This window comes from Saccharothrix stipae, assembly GCF_054781895.1.
This window is the reverse complement of sequence record NZ_BAAGTN010000007.1, coordinates 333222-353236: the sequence shown is the minus strand read 5'-3', so window position 1 is coordinate 353236 and position 20015 is coordinate 333222. Positions and strand designations below refer to the sequence as shown.

Sequence of the window (20015 nt, the reverse complement as noted above, 5' to 3'; positions counted from 1 at the left end):
AGTGATAGACCCGATCCGGTGAGAAGAACGTTCATCCGTGTGCCGGGAAATGCCAGGCTGTCAGGTGACGAGCACGCCGCACCGCACCATGATCACGATGCCAAGACCGCTGGAATGCGGAGAGACCCACCTCATGGAGGTAATCGGTTAGCCCAATTGGGTTGTTCGTGCCACGACAGACGGTCGCGAACACGCCGGCACCGCGTTCACCCGGCGAACAGCAGTGCCAGCCCACCGGCGGTGTAACCGACCATGAGCACCAGCAGCGGCACCTGACCGGTCAGGTGCTCGCGGGGCGGCAGCAGCCGCAAGGTGCGGTCGTGCGCGGCCACCACGGCCAGCAGGTGTCCGGCGAGCACCGCGCCGACCTGCACCGACGCGACCAGGGCCGGTGCGGCGAGGGTGTCGTCCGGGGTGAAGCCGGTGACGCCGAACAGCAGGGCGACGCCCCGTTGGCCCTCCACCGCGAGCAGCGAGAAGTAGTGCGCCACGACGTACCCGGCGATGATGGGGACCATCGAGTGGGCGAGCCGCCCGCTCAACGACCGGCACGCGAGCAGGTAGCTGCCCGCGACCACGGCCACGGCCGCCACCAGCCCGACCGAGTCGGGCACCGACAGGCGTGCCCAGGTCGGGGTGGAGCCGATGCTGTCGAACGCGGTCGAGCCGAGCAGCACCGCCACCACCGCGACCAGACCCGGCCGCACGGGCGTGGCCACGAGCGCGCGGAACGGGTTGCCGCGCAGTGGCGACAGCCGGCCCAGCAGCGTCGAGAACACCTCGAACCCGTCGGCCCGCTCGAACCACGTCGGTCCGAACACCACGCCGCCGGCGAGGTTCGCCACCGCGTACACCACCAGGAACCACGGCAGGGCGCCCGGCTCGACCAGCTCGACCCAGGTGAACGCGAGCAGGCCCAGCGCGGCGGGCCAGTGGCCCAGCCACCCGGGGTACGCGCGGCCGAGCGTGACGCGGGTGGCCAGGCGCAGCGGGTTGACCACCCGCCACACCGGGCCGAACAGCATCGACAGCACCGCCACGCCGACCCAGCCGAGCACGAACACCAGGTGCGGCCACGCCTGCGCGGGTACGAACAGCAGGCCGACCGCGACCAGCAGCCGCACCGGCCACCAGTCCCGGTCGGGTTCGGCGGCATCAGGCTTGGCGGTGTCGAACCGCGGTGTCGTCCACAGCAGACCCAGGGCCAGGAACGACGCCAGCAGCGCGACCGCCGCGCCCTGGAGCACCAGGTCCAGCGGCAGCGGCAGGTCGTGCCGCGCGCCGACGCCGTGCGCCAGGACCGTCACCGCACCACCAGCTGCACCAACAACGTGTCCGGGTGCGCCTCCACGTCGAACGTGCCCGTCCGGTCCGCGGTGAACGCCAGCACGGCCGGCTTCCCCCGCTCCGCCTTCGCCAGCACGTCGAACCCGTGCACGTGCACGTCCACCGGCTCCTCGCTGGTGACGGTCAGCTCGACGGCCTGCCCGCGGGCCGCCTCCACCCGCTGCGGTGACGCCTGGTCCACCGACAGCTCCAGCCGCAGCGGTCCGGAGGGTGGCGCGGGCTCGGCCGCCGGCGCGCAGCCCGCGAGCACGAGCAGGGCGAACGCCACGGCGCAGATGGTCCTCATGTGGTCGAACCAGTCCTTCTCAAGTAGTCGAATCCGCCCGCGGCGAGGCCGAGTCCCCCGCCGAGGGTGAGTGCCACGAGCAGCCGGTCCACGTCGGCCGGACCGGCGAACGGCAGCCGGGAGAACCGGAAGCTGTCGAAGTCCGGTATCCCCGCCACCACCAGCATCGCGCCGACGACGGCCGCCACGAACGCGGTCGCCGGCTTCCGCCGCACCGCCGCCACCACCGCGACCGCGGCAAGCGGCCACGCCACCAGTCCGACGCCGCTGGCCCCGAGCAGCAGGGGCACGAACGACTGGCCGGTCACGGCGAGCGTCGAACCGACCGCGTGCCAGACGTGCCCGGCCGTCACCACGACCACGCCGGCCGCGAGCAGCGCCCGGCGGCGGCCCAGGAAGTAGCCGCCGACGGCGAGCGCGAGCGTGATCAGCAGCCACCACAGGGGGTTCGGGCCGGGGGTGACGTCCACCCGCCCCCTGACCACCGACGTGCCGAGCGGGATCTCCCACTGGGGCGCGGTGGTGCGCTCGTCGCGGAAGCGGTAGGTCTCGCCCGGTCCGACCACGTGGTCGGCGACCTCGGCCGGATCACCGGTGCCCCCACCGGTTCCCCCGGCGGCGATCGTGACGGCGACCGCGCTCCCGTTGCGGATCTCCAGCTGGGTGCCGTGGTTGACCATCGCCGCCGTCACGCCGGGCAGCGGCGGGTCGATCGCGGTGACCCGGCTCAGGTGGTCCTGCGGCGTGAGGCCGCCGGCGTGCGCCCGGGCCGGGGTGGCCGGGGCGACCAGCAGGGTGGCGACCAGCAGCACGAGGGCGGGCGGCGACACCCTCACCGGCGGGCGGTCGGCACGAGCACCACCGCCATCAGCAGACCGTGCAGCGCGGCCATGATCGGCGCGCCGGTCCACATCTCGGTGACGCTCGGCGTCGTGCCGCTGTCGATGATCGCCGCCGCGAAGTACACCGCCCACGTGACGAAGGACGCCGCCAGGGCGAAGATCCGGTACTCCTTGACCCGCTCCTCGGACGGGCGCAGCTTGAGCAGCAGCACGTCGATGACGACGCCGGCCACGACGAACCCGACGGCGATGCTCATGTTGGTGTAGTTCGCGACGGCCGTGCTGAGCAGCATCACCACGAAGGCCAGCAGGGTCGCGACGCCGAACGGCAGCCGGAACCGGCGCACGACCAGCAGCAGCGGCACAACCATGATCAGGTTGGTGAACATGATCGAGGCGGCGAGCTCCACCGCCCGGCCCGAGCCGCCCTCGGCCTTGTCGAAGCTGAACGCCCTGATCACCTGATCGCTGCGGAACACGGTGGCGTCGGCGTAGCCGGCGAACAGCAGCACCAGCGAGGTGGCGAACGCCAGCGCGAGCCCGGCGGGCAGGAACTGCTTGAACGACGGGCTCACCACGTCCCGGTCGCTCCACAGCGTGCGCAGCGGCGTCGTGAGGATCACGATCATGGACGCGATCAGCACGAGGTGGGTGGGGCTGAACAGGATGTCGATGCCCTGCTCGATGCCGATGAACGTGTGCCACAGGTAGTCGCCGACGCCCGCGGCCGCGAACGCGGGCAGCGCGAGCACCGCCGGGCCGTAGCCGACCGGCACCGCGTCCAGCCCGCGCAGGCCCTGCTGGTAGTTGCGCCACAGCACCCACAGGATCCACGCGCCGGTCGCGGCGAAGCCCGAGTAGAACACCGCGTGCCACGGCGTGAAGAAGGACTCCAGCTCGGGCACGTTGGAGTGCGCCCACGCGTCCAGGAACAGGCCGATCGAGAACCAGGTGCCGAGCAGCACCGTGATCAGGTCCGTGCGGAAGCCGGACCGGGGCCGCCCGCGCGCCGGCGCCGGGCTGCCCGTCAGGTGGTCAACTTCCAAGTCGCGCCCCAGTGTCATGGTGCGAGCCTGCCCGCGCGCCGGGGCGCGCCGGAACCGTGCCAGCACCACCGGGTGGTGCGGTTAACCGCACCACCCGGGCACCGGCGGGCTACCGGCTCAGGTGACGCAGCACGGCGGTGGCCCCGCGGGTCACGCGTTCAGGTACCGCAGCACCGCGAGCACGCGGCGGTGGTCGTGCGGGCTCGCGGACAGGTCCAGCTTGGTGAAGATGCTGGTGCAGTGCTTCTCCACGGTCCGCTCTGCGATGAACAGCCGCTGTGCGATCGCCTGGTTGGTGCGGCCCTCCGCCATCAGCGCGAGCACCGCCCGTTCCCGCTCCGTCAACCGGTCGTCGCTCTCGTCGCGCCGCCGCACCAGCAACCGGCTCACCACGTCCGGGTCGAACGCCGAGCCCCCCGCACCCACGCGCCGGATCGCGGCGGTGAACTCGGCCAGGTCCGACACCCGGTCCTTGAGCAGGTAGCCGACGCCGTCCGCGCCCGCGTCCAGCAGCTCCGCCGCGTAGCTCACCCGGACGTACTGCGACAGCACCAGCACCCCGGTCGCCGGGTACTGCCTGCGCAGCACCACCGCCGCCCGCAGCCCCTCGTCGGTGTGCGTCGGCGGCATCCGGATGTCCACGATGGCCACGTCCGGCCGGTGCTCGTCGACCGACGCCAGCAACGTCGGCGCGTCCTCCACCGCCGCGACCACGTCGAAGCCCGCCTCGGCGAGCAGCCTGGCCAGCCCTTCGCGCAGCAACGTCGAGTCCTCGGCGATCACGACCCGCACGGCAGCACCACCCGCACGCTCGTGCCCGTCGAGGGCGCGCTGAGCACCCGCATCGTCCCCCCGTTCGCTTCCACCCGTTCGCACAGCCCGCGCAACCCCGTGCCCCGCTCTGGGTCCGCTCCCCCGCACCCGTCGTCTTCGACCTCCACGACCAGCTGCCCGGCCCGACCGCTGAGCACGACCTTGGTCCGGGACGCCTCGGCGTGCTTGGCGACGTTCGCCAGCGCCTCGGCGACCACGTAGTACGCGGTCGTCTCCACCAGCGGCGGCACGGTGTCGGGCAGGTCCAGCGTCAGGTCGACCCGCGGCTCGGCCAACGCGGTCAGCTCGCGCACCGCGCCGTGCAGGCCGCGCTCGGTCAGCACCGGCGGGTGGATGCCGTGGCACACCGCGCGCACGTCGTCGATCGTCGCCAGCACCGCCTGCTTGGCCTCGGCGGCGAGCACCCGCCCGCGTTGCGGCGGCACGGTTTCCGCCAGGCCCAACGTCATCGCCACCGACAGCAGCCGTTGCTGGACGCCGTCGTGCAGGTCGCGCTCCAACCGGCGGCGTTCGTCCTCGGCGGCGCGCAGGACATTCGCGCGCGACTCGGCCAGCTGCCGCACCTTGGCCCGCAGCTCGGCGGTGAGCCGTTCGTTCTCCAGCGCCAGGCCGACCGCGGCGCACGCGGCGTCCACCAGTTCCAGGTCGAGCACCGGGTCGTGCAGCAGCACGGCGACCGGCGCGCCGCCTCGGTCCACCCTGGTGTGCGCGGAGTCCAGCGCGACCGGCCGGCCGTCCGCGTCCACGTACCGCTGCTGCTCGGCCACCCAGTACGCCACCCGCAGGCTCGGGTCGTGCAGCGTGGCGGCCAGCGCCTCCTGCACCCCGGCGTGCCTGCTGTCGCCGCTGAGCCGCACCACCAGGTCGGCCACCTCGCCGCGGTCCATCCGGCGGCGCAGCAACCCGGCGAGGTAGGCGAACGGGATCCCGCTCATCGCCAGCATCAGCACCACGACCGGCGGGTCGAGGCCCGCGCGTTCCACCGGCTCCCACACGGCGAACGCGGTGATCGCCACCGCGGTCGCGCCCAGCATCGCGGTCAGGGTGCGCCGCTGCGCCATGCTGCTGCACCTCCACCGGTGCAGTTGCAGGCCCAGCATGGAGCCCCCGACCACGGCCGTCATCGCCGTCTCGGACCCGATGACCGCGGCGGCCCACGGTTCGCGCTCGAACTCGAACGCCACGCTCAGCACGAGGGACTCGAGGTACCCGGCGGTCACGACCAGCCGCCTGGGCACCGTGCGCAGCCTGCCCGTCGGGAACGCCACCAGCGCGTGCCCGAGCACCGACGGCCACAGGCTGGAGACCAGCATCAGCGCGAAGGGCCCCTGGTCGACGACGTACTCCAGCAGCCAGCCCACGCCGACCCCGACGAACAGCAGCCCGATCCGGTTGTGCGGCTGCACCCGGCGGCTGATCACACCCGCGATCACGAAGACCGCGCTCACCGCGAGGATCGCGGACGGCAGCAGCATGGTGCCCAAAGTAGCCGTTCGCGCGGGCTCCTCGGTTCAGTCGCGGCGCATCCCGCCGGCCACGACCCGGGCCAGCACGTCGGGGCGCAGGATCGACGTCGGCGGCTGGAGCAGGCCGATGGTGCGGATGAACGCGGTCGCCGCCACCGGGTCGTGCGTGGCGACGCGCTGCATCCGGGCGACGTACCTGTTCAACGCCTTGGTGGACAGCGACCGGTGACCGGGGATCTCCGGCAGCGCCAGGTCGCCGAGCGCGTTGAGCTGCCACACCGGGTCGATGATCTTGCCCGCGGCCCGGAAGAACCGCCGCGCCAGGTCCGTCTCGCCGTCGGCCAGGCACTTGCGCAGCGCCTCGGACTCCATCGCCGCGACGGTCATGCCCTGGCCGTAGATCGGGTTGAAGCTGCACATCGCGTCGCCGAAGACCAGCAGGCCGGGAGGGAACTGCCGGAGCCGTTCGTACCGGCGGCGCAGGCTGGCCGGGAACCGGTGCGTGCGGATCTCGGTGAGCGGTTCGGAGGCGATGACGGCGTCCAGCACGTCCGGCGGCGCGGACCGCTTGAGGAACGCCAGGAAACCCGCCTCGTCGGTCGGCGGGTGGTCGCCCGCCATGCCCACCTGGGTGACCATCCACTGGCCGTGCTCCTGCGCGGCGAACGCGAACCCGGTCGGCCGGCCGGGCACCGGGCCGACGAGCACCAGCTTGTCCTTGAACGGCGTGGGCGGGCGCACCAACCGGCTCGCGTACACCATGTTGACGTCGATCCGGTCCTCGGCGGGCGTCGGCAAGCCCAACGACGCCAACCACGACCGCGCCCGGCCGGACCGGCCCATCGCGTCGATCACGAGGTCGGCGTCCAGCACCTCGTCCGCGCCGTTGCGGGTGACCTTGACGCCGGTCACCCGGCCGCCCTCGAACACCGGGCCGACCACGTCGCACTCGGGCACGATCTTCACGCCGGGGTAGTCGGCGATCCGCGCGCGGACCGCGCCCTCCAGCATCGGCCGGGTCGTCTGGATGTCCGACGCGCCGGTGTCCGCGCGCACCATGGGGTGGCCCGCGAGCACGAACCGCGCGTCGACGTTGAAGCCGACCGGTACCGCGCCCTCCGCGACCAGCTCGTCGGTCAGGCCGGGGAACATCTCGTCGAGCACCTGTTTGCCGCGCAACAGGATGGTGTGGAAGTGCTTGGCCTGCGGGACACCGCGGCGGTGCCCGACGTCGGCCGGTAAGGGATCCCGGTCGACCACCGTGATCCGATCGTAGGAGCCGACCAGCGCCCGTGCCGCCAGTAGCCCGCCCATGCTCGCGCCCATCACCACCGCATGCGTCATTCGGCGACTGTGGCGCAGTTCGCCGACCCCGTGCATCTTCCGCTGTGCGAACCTGTCGGTCCGCGTCCGGGTGCGGCGGCCGAGCGGCCCCGCCGGGTTTCCGGTGCGGGGCCACTCGTCCGGGTGCCAGGTGTCAGGTGCCGGGTGTCAGCGCCGCGGGCGCGGCGACAGCTTCACCTCGATGGTGTTGCCCGGCCCCGCGGTCATCCCGCTGATCAAGCCGTTGAGCGGACCGCAGCCGGTCAGCGCGGGCAGGGTGTAGGTGCCGGTCAGCGTGCCGCCGCGGAGCGGGTCGAAGCCGGGCTTGGACTCCAGCGGTATCGACGCCGGCGTCTTCGTCCGGCAGTCCGGGCTGGTGCTGACCGGGATGCCGAGCACGGTGACGTGCGGCAGCTTCACCGTCACGCTCGACGTGGACTTGAGCACCCCGCCCGCCAGCGCGCCGGTGGTCTTGGCCGCCTGCACGAACCGGATCTTCGCCTGGACCGGCACGAAGCCGAAGGCCTTGAACCGGCCGACGGTCGGGTCGAGTGTGAGGTCGGCCTGGAACGCCCCGGTGGACAGGTCGAGCACGGCGGCGATGCCACCGGTGAGGGGGACCGTGCCGTTGGCGGCCTTGATCCTGGTGCTGCCGGACAGGCCGTAGCCGTGCTCGACGACCGGCGGGCCCTGTCCCGCCTTCGTCCGGACCTTCACCTCGGTGCTCGCCGCCGACGTGTTGCCCGCGGCGTCCTTGGCGACGACCGTGAAGGTGTACTCGGTGTCCGGCGTCAAGCCGCTGACCGTCGCCGTGGTGCCGGCGGTGGTACCGGCCGACGCGGCGCCGTTGAACACCTCGTAACCCGTCACGCCGACGTTGTCGGTCGACGCGTCCCACGCCAGCGCGACGCTGTTCTCGGTCTGCGCGGTCGACCTGAGGTTGCCGGGCGCGGCGGGCGCCTCGGTGTCGGGCAGCGGCTGGGTGCGCACCTTCAGCGCGGCGCTCACGTCGGAGGTGTTGCCCGCAGCGTCCTTCGCGACGACCGTGAAGGTGTACTCGGTGTCCGGCGTCAAGCCGCTGACCGTGGCCGTGGTGCCGGTCGTGGTGGAGACCGAGGTGGTGCCCTCGAACACCTCGTAGCCGGTCACGCCGACGTTGTCGGTCGACGCGTCCCAGGCCAGCGCGACGCTGTTCCGGGTCTGCGCGGTGGACCGCAGGGCGCTCGGCGCGGTGGGCGCCTGGGTGTCCGGCGCGTCGTCGGTGCGGACGGTGACGGCGGCGCCCGCCGGTGAGCGGTTGCCCGCCGCGTCCTCGGCCACCACGGTGAACGTGTACTCGGTGCCGGCGGCCAAGCCGTCGACCGTGGCCGTCGTGCCCTCGACGGTCGCGGCCGCCGTGCCGCCGTTGAACACCTCGTAGCCCGTCACGCCGACGTTGTCGGTGGACGCGGCCCAGCTCAGGGTGACGCTGGACTGCGTGACGCCGGTGGCCGTGAGGCCGGTCGGCGCGGTCGGCGCCTCGGTGTCGGGCGCGGTCTCGGTGCGGGCGGTGATCGCGGCACTGGCCGCGGAGCGGTTGCCCGCCGCGTCCTTGGCCACCACCGTGAACGTGTACTCCGTGTCTGCCGCCAGCCCGTCCACGGTGGCACTCGTGCCCTCCACACTGGCCGCCAGCGTGTTGCCGTTGTACACGTCATAACCCGTCACGCCGACGTTGTCGGTCGCGGCGTCCCAGGCCAGGCCGATGCTCGACGCGGACGCGCCGGTGGAGCGCGGGTTGGCGGGCGCGGTCGGACCCTCGGTGTCCGGCGCCGCGGGCGTGCGCACGGTGACCGCGTTGCTCGCCTCGGACACGTTGCCCGCGGCGTCCTGCGCCCGGACCGTGAACGTGTACTCGGTGTTCGGGCTCAGGCCGTCGATCGTGGCCGTGGTGCCGGTCGTGGTGGAGACCGGTGTGGTGCCGTTGAACACCTGGTAGCCGGTCACGCCGACGTTGTCGCTCGCCGCCGCCCACGCCAGGGCGACGCTGGTCGGCGTCGCACCGGTCGAGGCCAGGTTGCCGGGCGCGGTCGGGGCCTGGGTGTCCGGGGCGGCCTTCGTGCGCGCGGTCACCGGAGCGCCGGCCGACGAGCGGTTGCCCGCCGCGTCCTTGGCGACCACCGTGAACGTGTACTCCGTGTCGGCCGCCAGCCCGTCCACGGTGGCACTCGTGCCCTCCACACTGGCCGCCAACGTGCTGCCGTTGAACACGTCATAACCCGTCACACCGACGTTGTCGGTCGCGGCGGTCCACGACAGCGGCACGCTGGTCTGCGTGGTCTCGCCGGCGGTCAGGCCGGTCGGCACCGCGGGCGCCTCGGTGTCCGGCGCCGGGACCACGGTGAACGTGTGCAGCACGGTGCGGTGGGCGGCGTCGACCGGCGTGCAGTCCGCGACGAACGTGCCGAGCCCGGTGTCGCTGCCGTCGGCCTTCTTCGGGGTCATGGTGAGCACGAGGTCGTGCACGGACAGCGTCGCCGTGCCCGGCTGGTCGAACCGCAGCGCGGGGGCGACGCCGGCGGCGTTGATGACCAGGTCGCCGCTCACCGGGATCGGCTGGTTCGGCACGTTCGTCGGCACGGCCACGGCCTGGTGGCCGCCCGGCGACCGCACCAGCGACGTCGCGACCGCCGTGCCCTGGATGGTCTCGGCGCCGACCAGGCGCAGGCCCTGGGTCGCGGTGGGTCCGGCGTTGGACACGGCGGTGATGTCGATCTGCGGCGTGAAGGCGCCGACACCGACCTCGGTCGGCAGGTTCGCGTTGATGTCGACGGTGACGTTCTGGTTGCCGATCAACGGGAACGGGCAGGTGTAGACCTGGCGCAGCGGCGGCGTGCCGCCCGTGCCGGCCGGCGTCTCGGGCGTGACCGCCGTGCCGGTGACGTCGTAGGTCTGCAGCACGGTGTCCTGGTTCGGCGTCGGCGTGCAGTCGGCGACGAACGTGCCGAGGTCGGTCGGGCTGCCGTCGGCCCGCAGCGGGGTCATCTCCAGCACCAGGTCGGTCACCTCGACGGTGGCCGTGCCGGGCTGGTCGAAGCGCAGGCCGGGCGCGGAACCGACGGCGTTGAGCACGAGGTCGTTGCCGACGGCCGGGATCGGCTGGTCGGGCACGGTGCTGGCGACCTGCACGGTGAGCGTGCCCTGGTCGCCCGGAGCGGTGACCTTCGAGGTGGCGCGGGCGGTGCCGCGGATGGTCTCGGCGCCGACCAGGCGCAGGCCCTGGGTGGCGGTCGGGCCCGCGTTGGACACGGCGGTGATGTCGAGCTTCGGGGTGAACGCGCCCGCCGCGACCGAGCCGGGCTGGGTGGTCTTGATGTCGACCGAGACGGTCTGGTCGCCGATCAGGGGGAACGGGCAGCTGTAGGTCTGGGTCAGGTCGCCCTGCGCGGCCGAACTGGTGCCCACGCCGATCGCGAGGCCCGCGACGACCATGATCGCGGTCGACACCGCGCCGAGCCTGGTCAGCCCGCGGGCTGGTCTTGTGTGTCTCACGGAACGTCCTCCCTGACGCCGAGCGCACGCCAGCAAATAGGGGGCAGGGGTGGAATGGTTCGCAGACGCGCTGCAAAGGGCAAATTAACCACGCCGCAACACTTGCGCAAGACCGCCGAATGCCCATTGGGGAGAAGTCCGGAAAATTGTCATCTTCGGACAATTACAGGGGCCGCCACCTGCACAGACGAGACACCGGACGATGCTCGGAGAAAATAGGGGTTAGCACCTGTGAGCGCCTTTCCCGAATGACTTTTGGCACCTCTATGACAAACCGCGCGCCGAGTGCTCGGCGCGCGGTCGTCGGGGTGGTGCGGAGGTGCGGGTCAGAAGGTGAGCCTCCAGGCGTCCACGTAGCCGGTGTCCTGGCTGTAGACGTCCTGCACCTTGAGCCGCCACGTGCCGTTGGCGACCTCGGAGGACGCGTTCACCGTGTAGGTGGTGACCACGTTGGGCGTGCTGGAGTTGCTGGAGCCCTTCAACCGGTAGGTGGAGCCGTCCGGCGCGACCAGGTCGATCACCAGGTCGCCGCTCCAGCTGTGCTTGATGTCCACGCCGACCTTCAGGGTGGACGGCGCGTTGCCCGCGACGCCGGTGACGGTCACGTTGCTGAAGACCGCCGCGCCCGCGTCCGGGATGGTGACGTCGCCGAGGTTCTCGAACACCTTGCCGGGCGGCTGCGGCGTGCCGCCGAGGTCGGCCGCCGCCTGCTTGATGGCCGCCGCGAACGTGCTGACCTCCGTGTAGACACCGGGGTTCTCCGGGCGGGCGCACCCGTTGCCGTGGCTGACGATGCCGACCTGGATCCACGCGCCGTTGTCGTCACGCCGGAACATGGGGCCGCCGGAGTCGCCCTGGCAGGTGTCGACGCCGCCCGCGAGCTTGCCCGCGCACAGCTCGGCGGCCGGGATCAGGTCCGCGTAGTAGGGGTCGGAGTTCTTGCACGTGGTGTCGTCGATGTAGTCGACGTTCGCCTTGAGCAGGTAGCGCGACCCCGCGCCGCCCTCCCTCGTGGCGCCCCAACCGGCCACGGTGAACACACCGGTGTTGTAGGCCGCGGTGGTGGCGATGGGCAGCAGGGCGGCGCCGGTGATCGGGCTCGCCAGCTTGATGATCGCCCAGTCACCGCCGGTGGAGGTGGGGTAGGTGGGCGAGCGGTGCACGTAGGTGGACGTGCGGGTGGTGCGTGAGGTGTCCTGCAGGTCCACCACGCCGTAGGTGGCGGTGATGGAGGTGTTGTTGCCGGTGCGGCTGACGCAGTGCGCCGCCGTCAGCACCAGCTGGTCGGTCAGCATCGAGCCGCCGCAGCCCATGGACAGGCGGACCATCCAGGGGAACTCGCCCTTGGCGGCCTGGGTGCCGCCGACGACCATCGGCGTCGGGTTGCCCGCGTCCGGTGGCGGTGGTGCGGCGATCGCCTGGCCCGCGAACGCGGCCAGGGTGGCGACGATGCCCGCGGCCAGGGCAAGCGTCCTTCTCGCGGTGTTGCGCACGGTTGATCCTTCCCGCGCCCGGCCGGGGTCGTGCTCGCAGGGTGGCCGGACGTCGAGATCGCAGGGAGCTATCCAGCCGGCCCCTCGGCCGGCGACTCATCGTGCGTGCCGGACAGCCTGGCGACAATCCGTCGATCGACGGGAGTTCTTCCGGCGCGAGCGCGGGTAGGACGTAGGTTCGTGCCGGCCGACTACTGGATCGTCGAGGCGGTGACGGACGGGTCGGTCGCGCCGAGGAAGAAGATGCCCTTGTACCCGGGCGTCTCGAAGCCGGCGCTCGGGTTGCGGCGCAGGGTGGAGGACTCCACCGACATCGTGCCGGTGCGGTCGTTGCTGACGAAGAAGACCGCGCCGCCACCCTCGTTGGCCTTGTTGTCCTCCACGACGCTGCCCGCGATGCGGACCGTGAACGTGTTGCCGTCCGCGTAGACGGCGCCACCGCTGCCGCCGCCCGGTGTCCCGGCGCGGGCCGGGTTGGCGCCGCGGCCCACGGCGGAGTTGTTGCGCAGCACGCTGTTCAGCACCACCCAGGAGACGCCGATGCTGCTCAACGCACCGCCGTTGGCGCACGTGCCGCCGTCGAACGTGCTGCCGACCACGAACACCGGCCGCCCCTGCGACTGGCTGAGCACGCGCATCCCGGCACCGCCCAGGTCCGGCCCCGCCCGGTCGCACGCGTTGCGCAGGAACGTCGAGTTGACCACCTTGACCCGGCCGCCGCGCACGAAGACCGCACCGCCGCCCTCGGCCGCGCCGACCGAGTTGCCGTCCGCCAGCGTGAGGTTCTGGATGGTCAGCCGCGGGTGGTCCTGGTCCTGGCAGTGGGACGTCGTGATGCCCAACGCCCGGTCGCACGTGTTCTGGTAGAGGATGCGCCGCTGCCCCGCCCCGCTGAGCGTGACCAGTCCCCCGCCGTCCAGCACGACCTCCGGCGCGGCGTCGTTGCGGACCTGCGCGGTCACCGCCATGGTGATGGTCACCGGTGCGGGGCCGCAGTCGAAGGTGATCACGCCGCCCGCCGCGACGGCCGCGACCACGGCTTGCGACGTGCAGCTCGCCGGGGTGCCGTTGCCGATCACGCGGGTCGGGCGGGTGGTGTCCACGGCGGCGGCCTCCGGTGGCACCGGCGCACCGCCGCCCGGGTTGCCCGCCGGGGGCGGGGTGAACCGGGTCGTCGTCGACGTCGGGGCCGCTGTGGTGGTGGGAACCGCGGTGGTCGTGGTGATGGCGGTGGTGCCGGTCGTACCCGTGGCGTCGGGCGGCGCGGCGGCCGGAGGCGATGAGCACGCGGCCAGCAGCACGAGGACACCTAAGACACCACGGGACATGCGGGCGACCTTAGCCCGCGCCCACCACCCACCAGCGCGCCGACTTGACTTCACCAGGTGTGAGTGGTGAATTACACCCATGCCGGGAGCAACGAGCGAACGACGACTCTCCACCGCCGAGGAACGACGTGAGACGGTCCTGCGCACCGCCCTGGGCGCGTTCGCCGCCCGCGGTTACTACGGCACCACCACCGGCGAGGTCGCGAAGTCCGCAGGCATTTCGCAGGCCTACGTCTACCGGCTCTTCCCGGACAAGGAGGCCCTGTTCCTGTCCGTGGTGGAGCACTGCTTCGCGCGCATCCGGGAGAGCCTCGCCGACGGGGTCGCCGAGGCCAAGGGCAGCACACCGGAGGCCGTGCTCTACGCGATGGGCGACGCCTACGCCCGTCTGATCGCGGAGGAGAACACGCTCCTGCTGGTGCAGATGCACGCCCAGTGCGCGGCGATCTCCGAACCGGCCGTGCGCGAGGTCGTGCAGCGCGGGGTGGCCCGGATGGTCGAGTACGTGCGCGGCATGTCCGACGGCAGCGAGGAGCAGGTGCAGGAGTTCTTCGCCAGGGGCATGTTGTGCCACCTGGTGATGGCGGTGAACGCGGACGACGTCGACGCGCCGTGGGCACGGACGCTGGCGAAGGGCATCCGCCACTACTGAACGCCCGGTCGGGACGGCCGCCCGCATCGGCGGTCGTCCGTTGTGCACAAGTAATGAATGACTGAACAGTCACATACCACAAGCGCCCGACCGCGAGAGGCGTTTGACATGACGCCGCGCCGTGCGCCACAGTTATTCCACTAATCACTTAGTGGAAGGGTTGAAGGTTGATCGAGTTCCGGATCGACCGCCGGTCCGGCGTGGCCACCTACCTGCAACTCGTGCACCAGGTGAAGCAGGCGCTCCGGCTCGGTGTGGTCGGGCCGGGCGACCGGCTGCCCACCGCGAAGGACGTGGTCGCCCAGACCGGGATCAACCCGAACACCGTGCTCAAGGCGTACCGCGAACTGGAGCGCGAGGGATTGGTCGAGCCCATGCCGGGGCTGGGCACGTTCGTGCGCCGCTCGCTGGTGACGCCGGGCGCGGCCGAGGACTCGCCGTTGCGCGGTGAGCTGCTGGACTGGATGGATCGCGCCCGCGCGCTCGGCATGGGCCGGGAAGACGTCGAGGCGTTGTTCCGCGCGGTCCTGGACAAGCGCTTCTGATCTGCGTTCCTGTCTGCGTTCTTCACTCTTGGGGGTCTTTGCGTTGGGTTCGGATGTGGGTTTCGCCGTACGCGCGAACGGGCTGGGCATGCGGTACCGCGGCACTTGGGCGTTGCGCGACTGCTCGTTCGAGCTCGCGCCCGGCACGGTGACCGCGCTGGTCGGGGCGAACGGCGCGGGCAAGAGCACGCTGCTGGTGCTCGCCGCCGGGCTGCGACGGCCGACCGAGGGCACCGTCGAGGTGCGCGGTGACGTGGGGTTCGTCGCGCAGGAGAAGCCGCTGTACCGCGGGTTCACGGTGGCCGAAACGCTGCGCTTCGGCCGGGCCGCCAACCCCACCTGGGACCAGGACTACGCCGAGCACCTGGTCGGTGCGGCCCGGTTGCCCTTGGGCGCCAAGGTCGGCCGCCTGTCCGGCGGCCACCGCGCCCGGCTGGCGCTCGTGCTCGCCCTCGGTCGCCGCCCGGACGTGCTGCTGCTGGACGAGCCGCTGTCCGAAATGGACCCGGTGGCCCGGGAGGCGACCGCGGCGGCGCTCATGGTCGCGGTGGCCGAGACCGGGGTGACCGTGGTGCTGTCCTCGCACGTGATCGCCGAGTTGGACGGCATGTGCGACCACCTGCTGCTGCTCGACCGGGGTGGTGTGCGGCTGGCGGGGGACGTGGACGAGCTGATCGACACCCACCGGGTGGTGGTCGCGGCGCGTGGCTCCGACTTCGGCGACCACGAGGTGGTGACGGCGCGCGAAGGCGAGCGCCAGGTCACCGCCCTGCTCCGGCTGGCCGGTCCGCCCGACCTGTCCGGGGCGAGCCCGCCCGCGTTGCACGAGCTGGTCGTGGCGTACCTGCGGACCGGGGAGGCGGCGTGATCTGGGTCGCCTGGCGGCAGCACCGCGCGGTGCTGCTCTCGTTGGCCGCGTACGCGGTGGTCTTGGTCGGGCTGGTCGTGTTCGTGCACGTCCGCCTGGCCTGGCAGCTCGACGCCGAGGAGGTGGCGGCCTGTCTCGGGCAGACACCGGACCGCTTCTGCGAGGACACCCTGGGGTACTGGGACCTGCGCGCCCAGTTCTACCAGCTGAACCAGCTGGTGCGGATGGCGATCTTCGGCTTCGCCGCGCTGGCGGGCGCCTTCGTCGGCGCGCCGATGTTCGCGCGGGAGTGGGAGCAGCGCACGCACCTGCTGGCGCTGAGCCAGTCGATCAGCCCGCAGCGGTGGTTCACCACGCGGGTGGCGGTGGTCTTGGCGGCGACCGTGCTCGGCGCGGCCCTGCTCGGCCTGACGCAGTGGTGGGCGACGACGGCGCTCGCCGATCCGTTCGACGCGTGGGCACGCCTGCTGCCCAGGCACTTCGAGGCACAGCCGGTGGCGCTGATCGGCTACACGCTGTTCGCGGTGGCGTTGGGCATCACGGCGGGGTTGTTGCTGCGGCGCACGCTGCCCGCGATGGCGGTGACGCTCGTCGGCGCGCTGGGTGCGGTGTACGCGGTGCGGATGTTCGCGCGGCCGAACTACATGACTCCGGTGGTGGCGACCATCCCGTTCGACGACCCCGGTCAGAGCGCCGCCATCGACCCCGGCAGGTGGAGCCTCGCGCAGGGGTTCAGCGACCTGGAAGGCCGGTTCGTCGAGGACGACGAGGCCGCGTACGCGGCGCTGTCGCGGTGCGAGCAGCTACCGGGCGATCCCGGTGACGCGCTCTACCTGCGGTGCGCGGCCGATTCCGGGCTGACGGGCACGGCGAACCTGGTGCACCCGGGCAGCCGGTTCTGGGCGTTCCAGTTCATCGAGTCCGGGTTGTTCACCCTGGCGGCCGCGGCGTTGATCGCGCTGTCGCTGTGGTGGCTGCGCAAGCGATCCATCTGACGCACGGCGCGTCGGGACACCACACGTACCGGACCGGACATCGCACTCCCCAGCGCTGCGCCCCGCCGGCCGAAGCCGACGGGGCGCGTTCGCCAACGGCATCCCCGCGTCGGGGAGGCGGTCCGACGGTCAGCCGTTCGGCGTGGTGATCACCTTGAACGTCGACCGCAGGCTCTTGAAGCTGGTGTTGAGCCCGTTCAGGGCCGTGTCGATCGGCACGTAGTTGTTCAGCTCGCCGGACTTGCAGGCTCCCAGGCGCGCCTGCTGGTTGCCTTCCAGGATGCCGAGCGCGGTGTGGTCGACCTGGCTGAACAGCGGACCGCCGCTGTCGCCGGGGCGGGCGCAGATGTCGGTGTTGATGCCGACGTCGGTGGACAGCACCCGGCCGCAGCGGGTGCCGACCTTGTAACCGGCACCGGCGCCGCTGTCGACCGCGCCGGGGTAGTCGACCACGCTGGAGGCGGAGCCGGAGGCGCACACCACCCAGCCCGCCTTGACCTCGGTCAGCGGGTGGATGCCGGTGATGTACTCGTCCACCGCGACCGCCTGCTCGCCGCACGGGGTGTCGGCGTTGCTGTCCGTGCCGCCGTTGCGGCAGTACTTCAGCACCCGGTTGCGCCCGGTGTGGGCCTCCAGCCACATGTGGCGGGCCGCCGTGTCGACGTACGGCAGGGCGGCGAAGTCGTACGGGTACGAGTTCCGCTCGATGCCGTGCTGCTGGAGCACCGGGACGCCGTTGTGCTGCGTCGGCGTGTTCTTGGTCTTGCCCGCCATGCAGTGGCCCGCGGTCAGCACCCAGCCCTTGCCCGGGTGGCCACCGCCGGTGGAGCGCAGGTTGAAACCGGCCGTGCAGCCACCCCAGCTGTTGTCGTTGCGCTGCATGTCCAGCCGCAGGCCGCCGCGCATGGGCCCGTAGCCGCCGCAGTTGAGCGGGTGGCAGTAACCCTGGTCGGGGTACGTCGCGGCCAACGGGTTCGGCTTGGGCAGCACCGCGGTCCGCACCGCCACGCCGGCCTCGTCGGCGACCGCCCGACGTGCGACGTCACCTTCCCGGGCCACCGAGGACGCGGCCACCGCGGCCTTCTCCTGCGCGACCCACGCGCGCTCCCACAGGACCACCTCGTTGTCGCGCTCGTCGACCGCGGGCAGGTAGACCGCCTCGGCGCCGGCGCCCACCTTCGCGGCGATCCGGTCCTTGGCCGCGGTCAGGTCGGTCAGCGAGTGCCGGACGGCCTGGGTGCGCACGTGCGCCCGGTCGGGCACGTCCGCCAGGTGCCGGTCCGCGGCGGCCGGGTCGGTCATGGCCACCACCAGCTCGCCGGAGGTCTGGTCGAGCCACATGCCGCCGTACTCGGCCGGGTTCTCCCGGCGCAGCACGCCGTCCAGGCGCACCGCCTCGTTCTGCAGCTCCAGCCGGCGCAGCGCCTCCCCTTCGCTGACCCCGTAGTTGTCGACCAGGTACCGCACGGACTCCGCGACCGCCGCCGGGTTCAGCGTCGTGCGGGTCGTCGGCGCGGCGGTGGCTCCTCCTGTCGCGCTCACCACGGTCGCCGCGGCGACCAGCGAGGCGAACAGGGCCCCCAAGCCCCTTGCTCTACCCACGGACATCTCCTTGCTCGGTGGATGGAAAACATGAGCATTCAACAGGCTGTGAACGAGCCACGTCGACCGGCACCCCGCCCGGCGGGACAAAGACGGGTAGTCCTACCCACCCATTACGTGTCCCGAACCGGCCGGCCGGTTGTCATCACGCGTCGAGGAAGGGGATCAGCTGCTCCTCCTCGAAGATCAGGTGGTCCTCCAGCTCGCCGATCAGCCGGTCCACGTCCGCGCGCAGGGTGGCCGCGTCACCCCGTTCCAGGGTCAGCTGGAGCCGTTCCAGCAGGGCGGCGATGCGCTCGTGCTCCTCACCGAGGCGGTCCAGCGTGGGCGCGAGCTCCGGGAACCGGTCCCGCAGCATCGGGAACGTGCCGCGGTCCTCGGCCGTGTGGTGGAACCGCAGGCCCTGGCACGCGGTCAGGCAGTTGACCTTGAGCTGCGCGGCCAGGGTCGGCTTGGACTCGGCGACCTCGCGGCGGATGGTCGCGAGTTCCCGGCGGAACGCGTCGTGCACCAGCTTGAGCGCCGCGCCCCAGCTCGACGCGTTCGGCGGGCCGCCCGCGACCTGCGTCAGCGCGACCACGGGGATCCGCCTCGTGGTCTTGGCCTGGTACTCGGCCCACCCCGGGTCGGCCTCGACCGCCCGCGCCCACAGCTCCTCCCGTTCCGCGCCCTCCAGGACGGTGGCCTTGGCGTCGTAGGTGAAGACGCCGTCCTCCACCTGGACCACCGGGTCGGCCACGAGGTTGTGGAACCAGTCGGGGTGGCGCGGCGAGCCGCCCGCCGACGCGATGATCACGATCCGGTCGCCGTCGGGCAGGTAGCCCACGGGGTTGGTGTGCCGGGCGCCGGACCGGGCGCCGGTGGTCGTCAGCAGGATGAGCCTGCCTCCTTCGAAGGGTCCGCCGACGCGGCCGGCGTTGGCGCGGAACTCGTCGATCACCTGCTGGTTGAAATCCATCTGTGTTTCGTCCCCTGATTCTGGGCATGACCGAGTCACCACGGGTGAATTCAGCCGTGGTTTTCGGTGGAGGTTTTGTGGAGGCGCGCTCGCAGGGCGGTCCCGCGCGGGGACCGCGATGGGCGCGCGTGAATGCGCCGGTGCGCTGGTGTGTGCGGAACGGGTCCGGGTGCGTCGCGCCTACCTGCGCGGAAACCTCGGAAACCCTGGTGTGCGGCGGGCCCCTGGCCCACCCGGCGATCAACGCTCGGCCGGGTGACTCTCTCGCTCGTGGCCCAAGGCCGACCCGGCAGTCACGGGTCCGAGCTTATCCCGGGAATGCGCGGCCGGGCAACTTCGAGTTGTCGTGCGACGATCGAGAGCGTGCCCCGACTTCTTTTCCTGCTGTTGTTCGCCGTGTCCGCGTGCACCGCCGCGCCGCCGGTTCCCCCGTCACCGTCACCGTCGGCCGCGCACTGCGTGGAGTACGCGGTGACGGGCCAGGAAGCCGCCTCGGGGTTGCGCGTGCTGACCCTGGAGCTGACCAACTGCGGCGCGGAGGCGTTGCGGCTCGACGGCTACCCGTCCGTCACCGTCCTGGGCGCCGACCGGGAACCGCTGCCCGTCGCGGTCGGGCCCGGGTCGTTCGGCATCTCGGCGGTGGAGGCGTTCGACGCCGAGCCGCAACCCCTCGCGGTGGCGCCCGGCGAGTCGGCGGTGACGGGGTTGCTGTGGCGCAACACCTACACCGACACGTCCGCACCGCCGGTCGTCGGCGAGCACCTCGAACTCGCCGTCGCGACCGGCCGGCCGACGCAGGTGTTCACCCCGGTCGGTGAGCGCGGCGACCCGATCACCCTCGACCTCGGCAGCACCGGCAAGCTCGGTGTGCGGCCGTGGACCGCCGCGCCCTAGACGAT

The 20015-nt window shown here is 72.1% G+C and carries 17 protein-coding genes and 1 pseudogene; 5 read left to right on the top strand and 13 right to left on the bottom strand.

Features of this window, described 5'->3' with window-relative positions:
* Nucleotides 1–206: 206 nt before the first annotated feature.
* The 11 genes and pseudogenes from ACYVLT_RS14360 to ACYVLT_RS14310 form a co-directional block, all read right to left on the bottom strand.
* The gene (locus ACYVLT_RS14360) at nucleotides 207–1307 is read right to left on the bottom strand and encodes a hypothetical protein (protein WP_461120664.1); all 1101 of its coding nucleotides are present in this window, start codon (nucleotides 1305–1307) and stop codon (nucleotides 207–209) included.
* Complete coding sequence (locus tag ACYVLT_RS14355; RefSeq protein WP_461120663.1) at nucleotides 1304–1633, bottom strand: cupredoxin domain-containing protein; 330 nt, start codon at nucleotides 1631–1633, stop codon at nucleotides 1304–1306. Before ACYVLT_RS14355 ends, ACYVLT_RS14360 begins: the two co-directional genes overlap by 4 nt.
* Complete coding sequence (locus ACYVLT_RS14350) at nucleotides 1630–2469, bottom strand: hypothetical protein (protein WP_461120662.1); 840 nt, start codon at nucleotides 2467–2469, stop codon at nucleotides 1630–1632. Before ACYVLT_RS14350 ends, ACYVLT_RS14355 begins: the two co-directional genes overlap by 4 nt.
* Entirely contained in the window at nucleotides 2466–3539 is a 1074-nt protein-coding gene (locus ACYVLT_RS14345; protein ID WP_461120661.1) for a hypothetical protein, read from the bottom strand. Before ACYVLT_RS14345 ends, ACYVLT_RS14350 begins: the two co-directional genes overlap by 4 nt.
* Before the next feature lie 132 nt (nucleotides 3540–3671).
* Complete coding sequence (locus ACYVLT_RS14340) at nucleotides 3672–4313, bottom strand: response regulator transcription factor (protein ID WP_360451059.1); 642 nt, start codon at nucleotides 4311–4313, stop codon at nucleotides 3672–3674.
* On the bottom strand, nucleotides 4301–5830 hold the full coding sequence (locus tag ACYVLT_RS14335; RefSeq protein ID WP_461120660.1) for a sensor histidine kinase: 1530 nt from the start codon (nucleotides 5828–5830) through the stop codon (nucleotides 4301–4303). The genes ACYVLT_RS14340 and ACYVLT_RS14335 overlap by 13 nt, the downstream gene beginning before the upstream one ends.
* A gap of 36 nt (nucleotides 5831–5866) precedes the next feature.
* Nucleotides 5867–7165 carry an FAD-dependent oxidoreductase gene (locus ACYVLT_RS14330; RefSeq protein WP_461120659.1) on the bottom strand — a complete coding sequence of 433 codons (1299 nt, stop codon included), beginning with the start codon at nucleotides 7163–7165 and terminating at the stop codon, nucleotides 5867–5869.
* A gap of 147 nt (nucleotides 7166–7312) precedes the next feature.
* Nucleotides 7313–10675 (bottom strand): fibronectin type III domain-containing protein, encoded by a 3363-nt coding sequence (locus ACYVLT_RS14325; RefSeq protein ID WP_461120658.1) that lies wholly within the window; start codon nucleotides 10673–10675, stop codon nucleotides 7313–7315.
* 326 nt (nucleotides 10676–11001) lie between these two features.
* On the bottom strand, nucleotides 11002–11280 hold the full coding sequence (locus ACYVLT_RS14320; RefSeq protein ID WP_461121120.1) for a proprotein convertase P-domain-containing protein: 279 nt from the start codon (nucleotides 11278–11280) through the stop codon (nucleotides 11002–11004).
* Between the two features lie 87 nt (nucleotides 11281–11367).
* Nucleotides 11368–12168 (bottom strand): annotated as a pseudogene (locus ACYVLT_RS14315) (S1 family peptidase); the annotation flags it as partial.
* Nucleotides 12169–12359: 191 nt separating this feature from the next.
* Nucleotides 12360–13496, bottom strand: a complete 1137-nt coding sequence (locus ACYVLT_RS14310; RefSeq protein ID WP_461120657.1) for a hypothetical protein — start codon at nucleotides 13494–13496, stop codon at nucleotides 12360–12362.
* Nucleotides 13497–13575: 79 nt separating this feature from the next.
* On the opposite strand from ACYVLT_RS14310, the gene ACYVLT_RS14305 reads away from it, so the two are divergent.
* The 4 genes from ACYVLT_RS14305 (at nucleotide 13576) to ACYVLT_RS14290 (ending at nucleotide 16556) form a co-directional block, all read left to right on the top strand.
* The gene (locus tag ACYVLT_RS14305; RefSeq protein WP_461120656.1) at nucleotides 13576–14148 is read left to right on the top strand and encodes a TetR/AcrR family transcriptional regulator; all 573 of its coding nucleotides are present in this window, start codon (nucleotides 13576–13578) and stop codon (nucleotides 14146–14148) included.
* Nucleotides 14149–14315: 167 nt separating this feature from the next.
* Complete coding sequence (locus ACYVLT_RS14300) at nucleotides 14316–14693, top strand: GntR family transcriptional regulator (protein WP_461120655.1); 378 nt, start codon at nucleotides 14316–14318, stop codon at nucleotides 14691–14693.
* A gap of 55 nt (nucleotides 14694–14748) precedes the next feature.
* Nucleotides 14749–15561 (top strand): ABC transporter ATP-binding protein, encoded by an 813-nt coding sequence (locus ACYVLT_RS14295; RefSeq protein ID WP_461120654.1) that lies wholly within the window; start codon nucleotides 14749–14751, stop codon nucleotides 15559–15561.
* On the top strand, nucleotides 15558–16556 hold the full coding sequence (locus ACYVLT_RS14290) for a hypothetical protein (protein WP_461120653.1): 999 nt from the start codon (nucleotides 15558–15560) through the stop codon (nucleotides 16554–16556). Before ACYVLT_RS14295 ends, ACYVLT_RS14290 begins: the two co-directional genes overlap by 4 nt.
* A gap of 129 nt (nucleotides 16557–16685) precedes the next feature.
* On the opposite strand, the gene ACYVLT_RS14285 is transcribed toward ACYVLT_RS14290, so the two are convergent.
* Both ACYVLT_RS14285 and ACYVLT_RS14280 read right to left on the bottom strand, forming a co-directional pair.
* Nucleotides 16686–18164: a chymotrypsin family serine protease gene (locus tag ACYVLT_RS14285; RefSeq protein WP_461120652.1), complete on the bottom strand. Its 1479-nt coding sequence runs from the start codon at nucleotides 18162–18164 to the stop codon at nucleotides 16686–16688.
* 139 nt (nucleotides 18165–18303) lie between these two features.
* Nucleotides 18304–19116, bottom strand: a complete 813-nt coding sequence (locus ACYVLT_RS14280) for a nitroreductase/quinone reductase family protein (RefSeq protein ID WP_461120651.1) — start codon at nucleotides 19114–19116, stop codon at nucleotides 18304–18306.
* Nucleotides 19117–19479: 363 nt separating this feature from the next.
* Here ACYVLT_RS14280 and ACYVLT_RS14275 point away from each other — a divergent pair, with 363 nt between their 5' ends.
* Complete coding sequence (locus tag ACYVLT_RS14275) at nucleotides 19480–20010, top strand: DUF4232 domain-containing protein (protein ID WP_461120650.1); 531 nt, start codon at nucleotides 19480–19482, stop codon at nucleotides 20008–20010.
* Nucleotides 20011–20015: the final 5 nt, after the last annotated feature.

Excerpts from the sequence above, each read along its gene's own strand:
- ACYVLT_RS14355 (WP_461120663.1), bottom strand. The coding sequence starts at position 1,633 with ATGAGGACCATCTGCGCCGTGGCGTTCGCCCTGCTCGTGCTCGCGGGC.
- ACYVLT_RS14345 (WP_461120661.1), bottom strand. The coding sequence starts at position 3,539 with ATGACACTGGGGCGCGACTTGGAAGTTGACCACCTGACGGGCAGCCCG.
- ACYVLT_RS14335 (WP_461120660.1), bottom strand. The coding sequence starts at position 5,830 with ATGCTGCTGCCGTCCGCGATCCTCGCGGTGAGCGCGGTCTTCGTGATC.
- ACYVLT_RS14330 (WP_461120659.1), bottom strand. The coding sequence starts at position 7,165 with ATGACGCATGCGGTGGTGATGGGCGCGAGCATGGGCGGGCTACTGGCG.
- ACYVLT_RS14310 (WP_461120657.1), bottom strand. The coding sequence starts at position 13,496 with ATGTCCCGTGGTGTCTTAGGTGTCCTCGTGCTGCTGGCCGCGTGCTCA.
- ACYVLT_RS14305 (WP_461120656.1), top strand. The coding sequence starts at position 13,576 with ATGCCGGGAGCAACGAGCGAACGACGACTCTCCACCGCCGAGGAACGA.
- ACYVLT_RS14285 (WP_461120652.1), bottom strand. The coding sequence starts at position 18,164 with ATGTCCGTGGGTAGAGCAAGGGGCTTGGGGGCCCTGTTCGCCTCGCTG.
- ACYVLT_RS14280 (WP_461120651.1), bottom strand. The coding sequence starts at position 19,116 with ATGGATTTCAACCAGCAGGTGATCGACGAGTTCCGCGCCAACGCCGGC.